Genomic DNA, 13,663 nt, shown 5'->3' with positions numbered 1-13,663 from the left:
GGACTCCAGGAACCTCGCCTCCCGACTCTTCTAGGCGATCTCTCAATATTTACGTCAATATCGGACGACACTCCATCAATCACCCATTTCGGTGAGAGCTCTGATGATTCATGACAAACTGCCCATGCATGGGCGATACGGTCGATCCCATGCCTGCCGACTCCGCATCCCCTTCCGTGACGACGTCCGAGGCTGTGTCCGTGTCCGGCTGGGGGCGCACCGCACCCACCACCGCCCGGCTGATCCGCCCCCGTTCGCCCGAGGAGGCCGCCGCGGCCCTCCGCGCGTGCGACGAGCGCGGCGGCATCGCCAGGGGCCTGGGACGGGCCTACGGGGACGCCGCGCAGAACGCGGGCGGCGCGGTCATCGACATGACCGGGATGGACCGTGTGCACGCCATCGACGCCGACGCGGGCACCGTCCTGTGCGACGCCGGCGTCTCGCTGCACCGCCTGATGGAAGTCCTGCTCCCGCTCGGCTGGTTCGTGCCGGTGACCCCGGGGACCCGGTACGTGACGGTCGGCGGCGCGATCGGCGCGGACATCCACGGCAAGAACCACCACGGCTCCGGTTCGTTCTCGCGCCATGTCGACGCCATCGAGCTGCTCACCGCCGACGGCACGGTGCGGTCCTTCGAGCGCGGCACCGCCCTGTTCGACGCGACGGCCGGCGGCATGGGCCTGACCGGCGTGATCCTCGCGGCGACCATCCGACTGCAGCCGGTCGAGACCTCCTTGATGACGGTGGACACGGAACGCACTGCCGATCTGGACGACTTGATGGCCCGCCTCACCGCCACCGACCACCGCTACCGCTACTCGGTCGCCTGGATCGACCTCCTCGCGCGCGGCAAGTCGATGGGCCGCTCGGTGCTCACGCGCGGCGACCACGCTCCCCTGGCCGCCCTTCCTGCACGCGCGCGTAGAGCCCCGCTGACGTTCCGCCCGGGCCAACTGCCGCCCGCCCCGCGCTTCCTGCCCGAAGGGCTCCTCGGCCGGAAGTCGGTGGGCCTCTTCAACGAGCTCTGGTACCGCAGGGCACCCCGCTCCCGCGTGGGCGAGCTCCAGAAGATCTCCACGTTCTTCCACCCCCTGGACGGCGTCCCGCACTGGAACCGCATCTACGGACGCAGCGGTTTCGTGCAGTACCAATTCGTCGTCGGACACGGCAAGGAAGAAGCCCTGCGGCGCATCGTGCGGCGCATCTCGGAGCGCGGCTGCCCGTCCTTCCTCGCCGTACTGAAGCGCTTCGGAGAGGGCGATCCGGGCTGGCTCTCCTTCCCGATGCCCGGCTGGACGCTGGCCCTGGACATCCCGGCGAATCTGCCGGGACTCGGCGCTTTCCTCGACGAACTGGACGAGGAAGTGGCCACGTCCGACGGCCGCGTCTACCTGGCCAAGGACTCCCGCCTGCGGCCCGAGACACTCGCCGCGATGTATCCGCGGCTCGACGACTTTCGCGCGCTGCGGGCCGATCTCGACCCGCGCGGCCTGTTCCGCTCGGACCTCTCGCGCCGCCTCGCCCTCTAGCACCTCCAGGAGTTGGTCCCATGAAGGACGCCTTCGGCACCCCCCAGTCGCTGCTCGTGCTCGGCGGCACCTCCGAGATCGGCCTCGCCACCGCCCGCCGTCTGGTCGCGCGGCGCACCCGCACGGTGTGGCTGGCCGGGCGGCCTTCCCCGGGCCTGGAGAAGGCCGCAGCGGGCCTGCGCGACTTGGGTGCGGACGTCCGCACCGTGGCCTTCGACGCGCTCGACTCGGAGTCCCACGAGAACACCCTCGGCAAGATCTTCACCGAGGGCGACATCGACATGGTCCTGCTCGCGTTCGGCATCCTCGGCGACCAGGCACGCGACGAGGACGAGCCGCTGTCGGCGGTGCGTGTCGCGCAGACGAACTACACCGGGGCGGTCTCCGCGGGCCTGGTGTGCGCGCGGGCGCTGCAGTCCCAGGGGCACGGCTCCCTGGTGGTCCTCTCGTCCGTCGCGGGCGAGCGGGCGCGGCGCTCCAACTTCATCTACGGGTCGAGCAAGGCGGGCCTCGACGCCTTCGCCCAGGGCCTGGGCGACGCGCTGCACGGAACGGGCGTGCACGTGATGGTCGTGCGCCCCGGCTTCGTACGTTCGAAGATGACGGCGGGCCTCGAAGAGGCCCCGATGGCGACCACTCCGGAGGCGGTCGCTGAGGCCATCGAGACGGGCCTGCGCAGGCGCTCGGAGACGGTGTGGGTGCCCGGGGCGCTGCGCGTGGTCATGTCGGCGCTGCGGCATGTGCCGCGGACGGTGTTCCGGCGGCTTCCGGTGTGAGGTGCCTCTCCTGTTTCTGCGGTGAGGCACCTCCTAGGGGGAGGTCAGCGGGCGGGCAGCGTGCCGTGCGCGGCCGGGGCCGCCGCCTGCGGAGGCACGACCGGGCCGCCCCCTCCGAAGACGAACTCGCGCAGCTTGCGCCACACCCCGTCGGCGCCCTGCTCGTAGAGCGCGAACCCGGTGCAGGGCCACTCGGCCTCGTAGTCGGCGAGCTCCGTGTACGCCCGGTCCATGGCCTCTTCGGAGATGCCGTGCGCCACCGTGACATGCGGGTGGTACGGGAACTGCAGCTCGCGCTCGATGGGCCCGGAGGCGTCCCTGACGCGCTCCTGGAGCCATCCGCAGGCCGAGCCGCCCGCCACCACCTGGATGAAGACGACGGGCGACAGCGGACGGAACGTACCCGTCCCGGAGAGCCGCATCGGGAAGGGGCGCCCGGCGGCCGCGACGGCCACCAGGTGCGCCTCGACCGCGGGCAGCGCCGCTGCGTCCACCTCGGTCGGCGGGAGCAGCGTGACGTGGGTGGGAATGCCGTGCGCCGCGGGGTCCCCGAAGCCCGCGCGCCGCTCCTGGAGCAGGCTGCCGTGTGGCTCCGGGACCGCGATCGACACACCGATCGTTACGGTCCCCACGTCGTACTCCTGTCGGTCGGGTGGCGGGCAGAGGGCGCTGCTGTACCTGGCTCGGTACAGGGGGATTGTGTGGCTCAGTGCTTGGCGGGCAGGAAGCCCACCTTGTCGTACGCCTGGGCGAGAGTCTCCGCGGCCACGGCACGCGCCTTCTCCGCGCCCTTGGCCAGGATCGAGTCCAGCGTCTCCGGGTCGTCCAGATACGCCTGGGTGCGGTCCCGGAAGGGGGTCACGAACTCGACCATGACCTCGGCGAGGTCGGTCTTCAGCGCACCGTAGCCCTTGCCGGCGTACTTCTGCTCCAGTTCCGGAATACCGGTCCCCGTGAGCGTCGAGTAGATGGTCAGGAGGTTGCTGACACCGGGCTTGTTCTCGGTGTCGTAGCGCACGACCGTGTCCGTGTCGGTGACCGCGCTCTTGACCTTCTTGGCGGTGGCCTTGGGCTCGTCGAGGAGGTTGATCAGGCCCTTGGGAGCGGACGCCGACTTGCTCATCTTGATCGACGGGTCCTGAAGGTCGTAGATCTTCGCCGTCTCCTTGAGGATGTACGCCGCCGGAACGGTGAACGTCTCTCCGAAGCGGCCGTTGAAGCGCTCGGCCAGGTCACGGGTGAGCTCGATGTGCTGGCGCTGGTCCTCGCCGACCGGGACCTGGTTGGCCTGGTAGAGCAGGATGTCCGCGACCTGGAGGACCGGGTACGTGAAGAGGCCTACGGAGGCGCGGTCCGCACCCTGCTTGGCGGACTTGTCCTTGAACTGCGTCATGCGCGAGGCCTCGCCGAAGCCGGTGAGGCAGTTCATGATCCAGGCGAGCTGGGCGTGCTCGGGGACATGGCTCTGGACGAAGAGGGTGCAGCGCTCCGGGTCGAGTCCCGCGGCGAGCAGCTGGGCGGCGGCAAGGCGGGTGTTGGCACGCAGCTCGGCCGGATCCTGCGGCATCGTGATCGCGTGCAGGTCCACCACCATGTAGAAGGCGTCGTGGGACTCCTGCAGCGCCACCCACTGGCGGACCGCGCCGAGGTAGTTGCCGAGATGGAACGAGCCCGCGGTGGGCTGGATTCCGGAGAGCACGCGAGGACTGTCAGAGGCCATGAGGCTCATTCTCTCAGGTGTCTCTCATTGCTCGGAAACAGACGTGTGACGGGTGTGCCGCGATCTTGTGATCCGCCGCTTCGAGCCTTCGCTCGATCCGGTCGTCCCGGTCGTCCCGGTCCCGGCCGTCGTGGCCGCGGCGCTCGGGGAGGGCTCGGCGTTCAAGCCGTGGCTGCTTTCGATCGTCGCCAATGAGACGAGGAACACAGTGCGTTCGGCCGTCCGGCAGCGCTCGCTCGTCGGACGGGAGGCCGCGCTGGCGGAGGCGGAGCCGCTGATACCGGAATCGGCCGGAGTGGGTCGTGCCGGCGAGCGGCTGGGGGATCGGACATGCGGACGGGAAGGGGAGTGTGCGGGTCGGCGATGGGGCTGGCTGCGGCGCTGGCGCTGGTGGTCCTCGGGGCGCCGCGGGCGGTGGCGGGCGGGCCGACGAGCGTCCTGGTGGTCTCGCCGATCAGCGGGGAGAGCGCGGCGCTGACCATCGACGACAAGGACTATCGCCGCCTTGAGGAGGGTCTCGGGGGGATCCGTGCGGACAGGGGAAGCCGGGAGCGGCCGCCGGGGCTCGGCATCGGGCAGGAGAGCCGTCAGCTCAATGTGACGTGGATGGCCCATGACGTGAGGCCGTGGCGCAGGACCCGGCGCGTCTGACGAAGCTGTTCGAGAAGCTCGGGGTCATGGGCCCGGAGGTGGACGACGGCCGCCGGCCCATACCGCCCACACCGGCGTCGCCGCCGACGTCGGCGGCCGGCTCAGAGGCGAGGGCCGGGCAGGCTTCCGAGTCGGCCGGGGGCGCATCGGGCGATGGTGGGATGGACTGGTGGTGGGCGATACCGGGCGTCGCGGTGGGGGCGGCGGGTGCGCTGCTGCTGCGGGGTCCGTTGGCCGAGCGCCTGGCACCGCTCGCGTCGCTGCGGGCGCGGCGCCCCCATGAGGAGGGGCCGCGCCAGGAGTTGCGGGATGTGTGAGGGGTGCGGCCTCACCCGGCCGGTGAGGTGACCGGCGGAGGAGGCAGGACGTGCCGGGATCAGTGGGTCGGCAGGCCCGGGGCCGGATGGGCGGCCATCAGGTCGGCGACCTCGGAGCGGATCTTCGTCAGGGCGTCCTCGTCACCGGCGCGGGCGGCGGCGACACCGCGGTCGATCCAGTCGGCGACGGTCGGCATGTGCTCCGTGCCGAGACCGCGGGAGGTGAGCGAGGGGGTGCCGATGCGGACGCCGGACGGGTCGAACGGCTTCCTCGGGTCGTACGGCACGGTGTTGTAGTTGACGACGATCCCGGCCCGGTCGAGGGCCTTGGCGGCGACCTTGCCGGGGACGTCCTTGGGGGTGAGGTCCATCAGGATCAGGTGGTTGTCGGTGCCGCCGGAGACCAGGTCGAAGCCGCGGGCGAGCAGCGCTTCGGCGAGGGCCCTGGCGTTGGCGACGACGGCGTGGGCGTAGTCACGGAAGGAGGACTGGGACGCCTCGTGGAGGGCGACGGCGATGGCCGCGGTGGTCTGGTTGTGCGGGCCGCCCTGCAGTCCGGGGAAGACGGCCTTGTCGATGGCCTTGGCGTGCTCCTCGCGGGACATCAGCATCGCGCCGCGCGGGCCGCGCAGGGTCTTGTGGGTGGTCGTGGAGATCACGTCGGCGTGCGGCACCGGTGAGGGGTGGGCGCCGCCTGCGATCAGACCGGCGATGTGCGCGATGTCGGCGACCAGGACGGAGCCGGCCTCGCGGGCGATCTCGGCGAACGCGGCGAAGTCGATGGTGCGAGGAAGGGCGGTGCCGCCGCAGAAGATCAACTTGGGGCGTTCTTTGAGGGCGAGGTCGCGTACCTCGTCGAAGTCGATGAGGCCGGTGTCGTGGCGGACGCCGTACTGCACACCGCGGAACCACTTGCCGGTGGCGGAGACGCCCCAGCCGTGGGTGAGGTGGCCGCCCATGGGCAGGGCCATGCCCATCACGGTGTCGCCGGGCTCGGCGAAGGCCAGATAGACGGCGAGGTTGGCCGGGGAGCCGGAGTAGGGCTGGACGTTGGCGTGCTCGACGCCGAAGACGGACTTGGCGCGGGCGACGGCGAGGCGCTCGACGGGGTCGATGTTCTGCTGGCCCTCGTAGTAGCGGCGGCCCGGGTAGCCCTCGCTGTACTTGTTCTGCAGGACGGTGCCGGAGGCTTCGAGGACCGCCGTGGAGACGTAGTTCTCGCTGGGGATCAGGCGCAGGGTGTCGGCCTGGAGCTGTTCCTCGGCGCCCACGAGGGCGGCCAGTTCGGGGTCCTGCGCGGCGAGCGCGGGGTGGCTGAGGGTGTTCGGCGAAGACGAAACAGGCGATGACGAAGGAGAGGGGTGGGTCATGGCGTCCTCCGGGGCGAGCGGTGAGTGTCCGGTCGTGGTCCCGGGGTGCCCAGGCGGGCGGCACCTCGAAGGTTCTGCCTCGCACGGCTTCCTCGGGGTCCGTTCCCCGCGCGCCAGTCGCCGTGCTGTCAGGGCCAGCCTAGCTGGCGCGCCGGGACGGCAGGTTTCTTCGTCCACGATCCGAGCGACGATAGAAATTGGGCGCCACACCCGCCCCATGCCGCAGGACGATCGGAGACCCCGTGTCGACTACCGAAGAGTTCATCACCTCGGCCGAAGCGCACAGCGCGCACAACTACCATCCGCTGCCCGTCGTGGTCGCGTCGGCGGAAGGTGCGTGGATGACGGACATCGAGGGACGCCGCTTCCTCGACATGCTGGCCGGTTACTCGGCGCTCAATTTCGGGCACGGCAATCGCCGCCTGATCGACGCCGCCAAGGCACAGCTGGAGCGCGTGACGCTCACCTCGCGGGCCTTCCACCACGACCGGTTCGCCGAGTTCTGTACGCGGCTCGCGGAGCTGTGCGGCAAGGAGATGGTGCTGCCGATGAACACGGGCGCGGAGGCGGTGGAGACCGCCGTGAAGACCGCCAGGAAGTGGGGGTACCAGGTCAAGGGGGTGCGCGAGGGGCGAGCGAAGATCGTCGTCGCGCGCAACAACTTCCATGGGCGGACCACGACCATCGTCAGCTTCTCGACGGACCTGGAGGCGCGGGCGGACTTCGGCCCGTACACGCCCGGTTTCGAGATCGTTCAGTACGGCGATCTGACGGCGATGCGGGCCGCGGTCACGGAGAACACGGTGGCGGTGCTTCTCGAGCCGATCCAGGGCGAGGCCGGGGTTCTGGTGCCTCCGGCCGGATATCTGGCGGGCGTGCGGGAGCTGACGCGCGAGCGGAACGTGCTCTTCATGGCGGACGAGATCCAGTCGGGGCTCGGCAGGACGGGCAGGACGTTCGCGTGCGAGCACGAGGGCGTGGTGCCGGACGTGTACATCCTGGGCAAGGCGCTCGGCGGGGGTGTCGTGCCGGTGTCCGCGGTGGTGGCGGACGCGGATGTGCTGGGGGTGTTCAAGCCGGGTGAGCACGGTTCGACGTTCGGCGGCAATCCGCTGGCGTGCGCGGTGGCGCTGGAGGTCGTCGCCATGCTGGCCACGGGCGAGTTCCAGCAGCGGGCCACCGAGCTGGGCGAGCATCTGCACTCCGAGCTGGGGCTGCTCGCCGGCACGGGCGCGGTGACGCAGGTGCGGGGCCGCGGGCTGTGGGCGGGCGTCGACATCGACCCGTCGCACGGCACGGGCCGGGAGATCTCCCAGAAGCTGATGGACCGGGGGGTGCTGGTCAAGGACACCCATGGGTCGACGATCAGGATCGCCCCGCCGCTGGTGATCAGTAAGGAGGACCTGGACTGGGGGCTCGATCAACTTCGGGCGGTGCTGAGCTAGTTCGGCGAGGTTCGCCCTGGCGCTGTTCCTGGCGGGGGGCGCTCCCCCGCCGGGGAAGGGCCGGGTCCCGTAGTCACCAGCCTCCGGTGGGGGGGCGTCATCCGCACCGGCGGCCGTATCGCCCTGGTGGGCGCCATCAGCGGCTACAACACCACCGAGCCCGCGCCGGGTCCGAACAACCTCTTCCGTGCCGCCACCCATGAGGCGCCCCTGCGCCGCACCCTGCGCACCGAGCAGACCGTCGTCGATGGCATCGACCTGGCGCCGGATTCCCACGGCCTCAGCGCTTGAGGCCCACCCCGCCGAACATGGCCACGTCCTCAAGGGCCGGTGCCGCGTCCGCCTCCGGGCGCCAGCGGTTGCACGACACCACGCCCGGGTCGAGGAGTTCGAGCCCCTCGAAGAACTCCGCGACCCGCTCCGGGGTGCGCTGGGTGAGCTTCGGTGTGCCGTTCTCGTTCCAGAACGCCACGGCCTCGTCCACGTCGGGCATCGCCGGGCTTGTGATGGTGTGCGAGAGGACCAGGTGGCTGCCGGCCGGCAGCGCGTCGAGCAGGCGGCGCACGATGCCGTACGCCTCGGAGTCGTCCTCGATGAAGATGACGACTCCGAGGAGGATCAGCCCGACCGGCTGGTCGAAGTCCAGGGTCCTGGCGGCGTGTTCGAGGATGGCATCGACGTTGCGCAGGTCCTCGTCGAGGTAGTCGGTCCTCCCCTCGGGCGCGCTGGTGAGCAGGGCCCGCGCGTGGGTGAGCACCAGCGGGTCGTTGTCCACGTAGACCACGCGCGCCTCGGGGGCGAGACGCTGCGCGACCTCGTGGGTGTTGTCGGCGGTCGGCAGGCCGGTGCCTATGTCGAGGAACTGCCGGATGCCGCACTCCTCGACCAGGTGGCTCACCGCCCGCCCCAGGAACAGCCGGTCGGCGCGGGCGTATTCGCCGATGCCGGGGTGCAGCGTACGGATCTGGTCCCCGGCCGCCTGGTCGACCGGGTAGTTGTCCTTGCCGCCGAGCCAGTAGTTCCAGATGCGGGCCGTGTGCGGCTGGGTGGTGTTGATCCTGCTGTCGGCCATGATGCGGTTCGCCTCCGTACGTGATCGGATCGATCAATCCGCAGGGTACTCAGGCGAGTTGAAGCCACCGGCAGCAACCCCGGCCTCAGCACCGACCCAACCCCGGCCTCAGAGAATCACGTGCGGCAGGAACCTGGCGTACTCGTCCGTGATGAGACCCGACGACTCCCTGATGCCGAGCCCCGCCGCCTCGTTCTCGACGACCCACGCGCCGAGCACCACGCGGTTGCCGTCGAAGTCGGGCAGCGGCGCCAACTCCTGGTAGCAGCACGCTTCTTCGCGTACGGCGGCCGGAGCGCCCGCCGGGTGCACCGTGACCCCGGCGCCCTCGCGGCCGAGCAGCGGCTTGGCGACGTAGCCCCGTTCCGACGCCAGCTCGCGGGGCCCGTCGAGATAGGAGGGCAGGAGGTTCGGGTGGCCCGGGTAGAGCTCCCAGAGGATCGCGAGCAGCGCCTTGTTGGAGAGCAGCATCTTCCAGGCGGGCTCGATCCAGAGGGTGGAGCCGGTGCCGCCGCCGTTGTCGAGGGTGTCCAGGACGTGCGGGGCGAAGCGGTCGGTGGTGAGCCACTCCCACGGGTAGAGCTTGAAGCAACTGCGCATGAAGCGGAGTTTCTTGTCGACGAACCGCCGCGAGAGCCGGTCCCAGCCGATGTCCTCCATGGAGATCGCCTCGGTGTCGAGCCCCGCCTGCTGCGCGGTCTCGCGCAGATACGCGACGGTCATCAGGTCCTCGCCGAGCTCGTCGCCCGCGGAGTGCGCGAAGTACAGCGGGCCGCCGGGCGGGAGCAGGGCGGCCTGCTTCTTCCAGGCGTCGACGAGGCGTTCGTGGAGGGAGTTCCACTGGTCGGCGCCGGGGAAGCGCTCCTCCATCCAGAACCACTGCGGGCTCGCCGCCTCGACCAGGGATGTCGGGGTGTCGGCGTTGTACTCGAGGAGTTTGGCGGGTGCGCCGTCACGGCCGTCGTAGTGCAGGTCGAACCGGCCGTAGAGGGACGGGAGTTCGGCGCGGCGGTGCCAGGCCTCGGTGACCGCGTCGGCAACCCGCGGGTCCGTGATGCCGAGGTCCGCGAGGCGGTCGTGCGTGACGATGTGCCCGGCCGCCGCGAGGCACATCGCGTGCAGCTCCTCGACGACCTCCTCCAGGGCCTCGACCTCGGGCAGGGAGAAGACGTAGCAGGCGGACTCGTCCCAGTACGGGCGGAGCGAGTCGTCCGGGTAGCGGGTGAGCGGGTAGATGAGCCCCTGGTCCTCGACGGTCTGCTGCCAGCCGGGGCGTGGGGTGAGGGTGCGGCGTTCCATGGTCTCGAATCTCGGTCGCTGGTTCCGGCTCAGCCGCCGCCGCTGCCGCTGCCCGAGCAGCCGAAGCCGTCGCGGTCGACGGCCTCGCTGCGGCTGAAGGTGCCGTCGTCGGCGTAGCGGCCGGAGACGTCCGCGTCGTAGTACCAGTCGGCGTCCGTCCGGCCGGACCTGCCGGTGCCGGTCCCCGTTCCGGATCCATAGGAACTGCCGGTCTTGCGCCCCTTGCCGGACGAGTACGACGATCCGCCGCTCTTGCAGTTCTTGTCGGCGACGATCTTGTAGCCGTTGAGGTAGTCGTAACTGTCGCGGTCCACGCACCGCTTGTCCGGCTCCGAGCCGCATGCGCTCAGGGCCGCCGCGAGGACGCCCATCCCACCGAGCACGACCGTGCTGGACCGCAGCCTGCGCCGCTGCTTCTCCGCTGCCATCAGCTTTGCCACTCCCCGTTGTTCGCGTACGTGTTGTTTGCGTACGTGATGTTGTACGTGATCGGCGATCAGCGTAGGGAAGCCCCCGCCCGCCCCGCCAACCGCCTCCACCGAATCCCCTCCCTCTCCCCTTCCTCTACAGTCACTTCGTGTCTCTTGGGATGGTTTGCGCGCTCGGTTCAGCGGTTTGCTTCGGCACTGCCTCGGTCCTCCAGGCGATCGCGGCGCGTGCGACCGCGCCGGGGACCGGGTCCGGAGTCGATCCCGCACTCCTGCTGCGGGCGGTGCGCCAGTGGCGGTACATCGCGGGGCTCGGCCTCGACGGGCTCGGATTTCTGCTGCAGATCGTGGCGCTGCGCTCCATCCCGATCTACGCCGTGGGCGCGGCGCTCGCGGCGAGTCTCGCCGTGACGGCGGTGGTCTCGGCGCGGCTGCTGCGGGTGCGGCTGAGCGGGGTCGAGTGGGGCGCGGTGGGGGTGGTGTGCGCGGGGCTCGCGATGCTGGGGCTCGCGTCGGGCGATGAGGGGGACACGGCCGGGTCGACGACTCTGCGGTACGTCATGTTGGGCGTGGCGGTGGGGGTGCTGGTGCTGGGGGCCGTGGCGGGGCGGTTGCCGGACCGGGGGCGGGCGTTGGCGCTCGGGCTCGGGGCGGGGTTCGGGTTCGGGGTGGTGGAGGTGGCGGTGCGGTTGATCGACGGGGTGTCCGTGGGGGCGCTGGCCGCCAATCCGGCGACGTACGCGTTGCTGGTGGGCGGCGGGGCGGCGTTCCTCCTCCTGACGTCGGCCCTGCAGCGGGGCTCGGTCACGACGGCCACTGCCGGGATGGTGATCGGAGAGACGGTGGGCCCTGCGGCGGTCGGCGTGGTGTGGCTGGGAGACCGCACACGGGAGGGCCTGGAGTGGCTGGCGGTCGCGGGATTCGCGGTGGCGGTGGTGGGAGCGCTGACGCTGGCGCGGTTCGGGGAGGCGCCGGTGGTGGAGTCGGTGCGAGTGGACGCGGGGTAACCGGGCGGGCGGGAAAGGCTTTGACCGCAGGCAACACGGCGCCGCGCCCAAAGAACTACGGCAACACCCCACACAAAGCCTCCAACGCCCCCGCCCAAGCATGATCCGGCGGGGTCCCGTACCCCACCACCAGCGCGTCCCGGCGAGCCACCCGCGCCGCGGGGTGCCGGAACTGGTCAAGCCCCTGCAAGGCAAGCCGCTGCCAGCTGGCGGCCTCCACCACCGACCGCTCCGTCCCCGCGGGGAGTTCAAGCACCGCGTGCAGCCCCGCCGCGATCCCGCTCGCCCGGACCTCCGGCGCCCGCGAGGCCAGCGCGGCGACCAACTGGTCGCGCCGACGCCGGTACCGCAGCCGCGCCCCCCGCACATGACGGTCGTACGCACCCGACGTGATGAACTCCGCCAGCGTGAGCTGGTCCAGCGCCCCGCAGGCCCACCCCGAGCTGCCCTTCGCCTCGACGACCTCCGCGGCCAGCGGGGCGGGCAGGACCATCCAGCCGAGCCTCAGGCCAGGGGCCAGGGACTTGCTGGCCGTGCCGAGGTACACCACGCGGTCGGGGTCGAGCCCCTGGAGCGCCCCCACCGGCTGCCGGTCGTAGCGGAACTCCCCGTCGTAGTCGTCCTCCAGGATGAGACCGCCCGCGCGCCGCGCCCAGTCGACGGCGGCGGCACGCCGGTCGGGGTGCAGCGGAACACCCATCGGGAACTGGTGCGCGGGGGTGAGCAGCGCCACCTTCGCCGATCCTGTGTCCAACTCGGCGGTGGACGTGCCCAGTTCGTCGAAGGGCAGCGGGCTCGTCCGCAGCCCCGCCCGCTTCAGGAGTTCCCAGTGGGCGTCGAGGCCGTACGACTCGACCGCCACATCCCGCAGCCGCCGCGCCCGCAGCACGCCGCCGAGCAGTTGCAGTCCGTGCACGAAGCCGGCGCAGATGACGATGCGGTCCGGGTCCGTGTGCACGCCCCGCGCACGCGAGAGGTAGTCCGCGAGGGCGGTGCGCAGCTCGATCCGGCCGCGCGGATCGCCGTAGCCGAGCGCGTCGTTCGGGGCGGCGGACAGCGCCCGGCGGGCGGCCTTGAGCCACTCGGCGCGGGGGAAGGAGGCGAGGTCGGGGGTGCCCGGCATCAGGTTGTACGTCGGCGCACCGCTGACCCGGCGGGGCCGCGCCGGGGCGGCCGCCGGACGCGGGACCGCCCGATCGGCGACCCGGGTCCCCGACCCCTGCCGCGCGGTGAGCCACCCCTCGGCGACGAGATCCGCATAGGCGTCGGCGACCGTGTTGCGCGCGATGCCCAGGTCGACGGCGAGCGACCGGGAGGAGGGCAGCCGGGTGCCGGGGGCGAGCCGCCCGCCGCGTACCGCCTCGCGCAGGGCGTCCGTGAGCCCTTTGCGTACACCGGAGCGCGTCGCCTCATCGCCCCTCTCCAGGTGGAGGTCGACCCCCAAAGTGGCCCATGAATCTTCCATGGGAATGGACCATACCGGTGGGCTATTCCGGTCGTACGTTCGACATCATGACCACCCACGAGAACGCGAACGACAGCACCCCGGCACAGACGCAGCCCAAGGAATACCTCCACGAGCACACCCCCCGCCTCGCCTGGTCCCAGCACGCCCCCGAGGTCTTCAAGGCGATGATCCGGCTCGACGCGGCCGCCCGTAAGGGCCTCGACCCGGTGGTGTTCGAGCTCGTCAAGATCCGCGCATCGCAGATCAACCACTGCGCGCTCTGCCTCGACATGCACACCAAGGACGCGCTCGCGGCGGGCGAGAGCGTCGAGCGGATCATCCAGCTCAGCGCGTGGGAGGAGTCGCAGCACTTCTACACCGCGAAGGAGATCGCGGCGATCGAGCTGACCGAGGCGATCACCGTCCTGACCGACGGTTTCGTGCCGGACGAGGTGTACGAGAAGGCCGCGAAGCAGTTCGACGAGGCGGAGCTGACCCAGCTCATCGCCGCGATCACGGTGATCAACGCGTGGAACCGCTTCGGCGTCTCCACCCGGCAGGTGCCGGGCCACTACAAGGCGGGGGACGCCAAGTGAGCCATA

Annotated in this window: 15 protein-coding genes, 1 pseudogene and 1 riboswitch; of the genes and pseudogenes, 9 read left to right on the top strand and 7 right to left on the bottom strand. The window is 71.0% G+C overall.

Features of this window, described 5'->3' with window-relative positions:
• Positions 1-149 precede the first annotated feature (149 nt).
• Positions 150-1,529: an FAD-binding oxidoreductase gene (locus tag AB0O76_RS15160; protein ID WP_365490078.1), complete on the top strand. Its 1,380-nt coding sequence runs from the start codon at positions 150-152 to the stop codon at positions 1,527-1,529.
• 20 nt (positions 1,530-1,549) lie between these two features.
• Positions 1,550-2,305, top strand: coding sequence for a decaprenylphospho-beta-D-erythro-pentofuranosid-2-ulose 2-reductase (locus AB0O76_RS15155; protein WP_365490075.1), 756 nt, complete (start codon positions 1,550-1,552; stop codon positions 2,303-2,305).
• A 44-nt stretch (positions 2,306-2,349) separates the two neighbouring features.
• Here AB0O76_RS15155 and AB0O76_RS15150 read toward each other — a convergent pair whose 3' ends face one another.
• Both AB0O76_RS15150 and trpS read right to left on the bottom strand, forming a co-directional pair.
• Complete coding sequence (locus AB0O76_RS15150) at positions 2,350-2,937, bottom strand: 2'-5' RNA ligase family protein (protein ID WP_365490072.1); 588 nt, start codon at positions 2,935-2,937, stop codon at positions 2,350-2,352.
• A 74-nt stretch (positions 2,938-3,011) separates the two neighbouring features.
• The gene (gene trpS, locus AB0O76_RS15145; protein WP_365490069.1) at positions 3,012-4,025 is read right to left on the bottom strand and encodes a tryptophan--tRNA ligase; all 1,014 of its coding nucleotides are present in this window, start codon (positions 4,023-4,025) and stop codon (positions 3,012-3,014) included.
• A 148-nt stretch (positions 4,026-4,173) separates the two neighbouring features.
• On the opposite strand from trpS, the pseudogene AB0O76_RS15140 reads away from it, so the two are divergent.
• The 3 genes and pseudogenes from AB0O76_RS15140 to AB0O76_RS15130 all read left to right on the top strand — a co-directional run.
• Positions 4,174-4,317: pseudogene (locus AB0O76_RS15140) on the top strand (siderophore-interacting protein); the annotation flags it as partial.
• Between the two features lie 71 nt (positions 4,318-4,388).
• On the top strand, positions 4,389-4,676 hold the full coding sequence (locus AB0O76_RS15135) for a hypothetical protein (RefSeq protein WP_365490706.1): 288 nt from the start codon (positions 4,389-4,391) through the stop codon (positions 4,674-4,676).
• Entirely contained in the window at positions 4,652-4,993 is a 342-nt protein-coding gene (locus AB0O76_RS15130) for a hypothetical protein (protein ID WP_365490066.1), read from the top strand. The genes AB0O76_RS15135 and AB0O76_RS15130 overlap by 25 nt, the downstream gene beginning before the upstream one ends.
• A gap of 59 nt (positions 4,994-5,052) precedes the next feature.
• On the opposite strand, the gene glyA is transcribed toward AB0O76_RS15130, so the two are convergent.
• Positions 5,053-6,363, bottom strand: a complete 1,311-nt coding sequence (gene glyA / locus AB0O76_RS15125) for a serine hydroxymethyltransferase (RefSeq protein ID WP_365490063.1) — start codon at positions 6,361-6,363, stop codon at positions 5,053-5,055.
• A gap of 40 nt (positions 6,364-6,403) precedes the next feature.
• Positions 6,404-6,494, bottom strand: a riboswitch (ZMP/ZTP riboswitch).
• A gap of 111 nt (positions 6,495-6,605) precedes the next feature.
• Here glyA and rocD point away from each other — a divergent pair.
• Both rocD and AB0O76_RS15115 read left to right on the top strand, forming a co-directional pair.
• Positions 6,606-7,808, top strand: coding sequence for an ornithine--oxo-acid transaminase (gene rocD, locus AB0O76_RS15120; protein ID WP_365490060.1), 1,203 nt, complete (start codon positions 6,606-6,608; stop codon positions 7,806-7,808).
• Between the two features lie 126 nt (positions 7,809-7,934).
• Positions 7,935-8,099 (top strand): hypothetical protein, encoded by a 165-nt coding sequence (locus AB0O76_RS15115; RefSeq protein ID WP_365490057.1) that lies wholly within the window; start codon positions 7,935-7,937, stop codon positions 8,097-8,099.
• Here AB0O76_RS15115 and AB0O76_RS15110 read toward each other — a convergent pair.
• The 3 genes from AB0O76_RS15110 to AB0O76_RS15100 all read right to left on the bottom strand — a co-directional run bounded on the left by AB0O76_RS15110 (position 8,089) and on the right by AB0O76_RS15100 (position 10,607).
• The gene (locus AB0O76_RS15110) at positions 8,089-8,880 is read right to left on the bottom strand and encodes an SAM-dependent methyltransferase (protein WP_365490054.1); all 792 of its coding nucleotides are present in this window, start codon (positions 8,878-8,880) and stop codon (positions 8,089-8,091) included. The genes AB0O76_RS15115 and AB0O76_RS15110 overlap by 11 nt on opposite strands.
• A gap of 108 nt (positions 8,881-8,988) precedes the next feature.
• Positions 8,989-10,179: a glutathionylspermidine synthase family protein gene (locus AB0O76_RS15105; protein ID WP_365490051.1), complete on the bottom strand. Its 1,191-nt coding sequence runs from the start codon at positions 10,177-10,179 to the stop codon at positions 8,989-8,991.
• Positions 10,180-10,208: 29 nt separating this feature from the next.
• Positions 10,209-10,607: a hypothetical protein gene (locus AB0O76_RS15100; RefSeq protein ID WP_365490049.1), complete on the bottom strand. Its 399-nt coding sequence runs from the start codon at positions 10,605-10,607 to the stop codon at positions 10,209-10,211.
• A gap of 161 nt (positions 10,608-10,768) precedes the next feature.
• Between AB0O76_RS15100 and AB0O76_RS15095 the strand changes: the two genes are divergently transcribed.
• Positions 10,769-11,614, top strand: a complete 846-nt coding sequence (locus tag AB0O76_RS15095; RefSeq protein WP_365490659.1) for a hypothetical protein — start codon at positions 10,769-10,771, stop codon at positions 11,612-11,614.
• A gap of 55 nt (positions 11,615-11,669) precedes the next feature.
• Here the strand turns inward: AB0O76_RS15095 and AB0O76_RS15090 are convergent, their stop codons facing one another.
• Complete coding sequence (locus AB0O76_RS15090; protein WP_365490046.1) at positions 11,670-13,079, bottom strand: PLP-dependent aminotransferase family protein; 1,410 nt, start codon at positions 13,077-13,079, stop codon at positions 11,670-11,672.
• A gap of 47 nt (positions 13,080-13,126) precedes the next feature.
• Between AB0O76_RS15090 and AB0O76_RS15085 the strand changes: the two genes are divergently transcribed.
• Positions 13,127-13,657 (top strand): carboxymuconolactone decarboxylase family protein, encoded by a 531-nt coding sequence (locus tag AB0O76_RS15085; protein WP_365490043.1) that lies wholly within the window; start codon positions 13,127-13,129, stop codon positions 13,655-13,657.
• Positions 13,658-13,663: the final 6 nt, after the last annotated feature.

Origin of the sequence: Streptomyces sp. NPDC086554 (assembly GCF_040686095.1) — a bacterium.
GTDB lineage: Bacteria > Actinomycetota > Actinomycetes > Streptomycetales > Streptomycetaceae > Streptomyces.
The sequence above is the reverse complement of the archived record's forward strand: the minus strand, read 5'-3'. Positions and strand labels throughout refer to the sequence as shown.

Coding starts and splice junctions, on each gene's coding strand:
- AB0O76_RS15160 (WP_365490078.1), top strand. CDS start 150: ATGCCTGCCGACTCCGCATCCCCTTCCGTGACGACGTCCGAGGCTGTG.
- glyA (WP_365490063.1), bottom strand. CDS start 6,363: ATGACCCACCCCTCTCCTTCGTCATCGCCTGTTTCGTCTTCGCCGAAC.
- AB0O76_RS15090 (WP_365490046.1), bottom strand. CDS start 13,079: ATGGAAGATTCATGGGCCACTTTGGGGGTCGACCTCCACCTGGAGAGG.
- AB0O76_RS15095 (WP_365490659.1), top strand. CDS start 10,769: ATGGTTTGCGCGCTCGGTTCAGCGGTTTGCTTCGGCACTGCCTCGGTC.
- AB0O76_RS15110 (WP_365490054.1), bottom strand. CDS start 8,880: ATGGCCGACAGCAGGATCAACACCACCCAGCCGCACACGGCCCGCATC.
- AB0O76_RS15105 (WP_365490051.1), bottom strand. CDS start 10,179: ATGGAACGCCGCACCCTCACCCCACGCCCCGGCTGGCAGCAGACCGTC.
- AB0O76_RS15135 (WP_365490706.1), top strand. CDS start 4,389: ATGGGGCTGGCTGCGGCGCTGGCGCTGGTGGTCCTCGGGGCGCCGCGG.
- AB0O76_RS15155 (WP_365490075.1), top strand. CDS start 1,550: ATGAAGGACGCCTTCGGCACCCCCCAGTCGCTGCTCGTGCTCGGCGGC.
- AB0O76_RS15100 (WP_365490049.1), bottom strand. CDS start 10,607: ATGGCAGCGGAGAAGCAGCGGCGCAGGCTGCGGTCCAGCACGGTCGTG.
- trpS (WP_365490069.1), bottom strand. CDS start 4,025: ATGGCCTCTGACAGTCCTCGCGTGCTCTCCGGAATCCAGCCCACCGCG.
- AB0O76_RS15085 (WP_365490043.1), top strand. CDS start 13,127: ATGACCACCCACGAGAACGCGAACGACAGCACCCCGGCACAGACGCAG.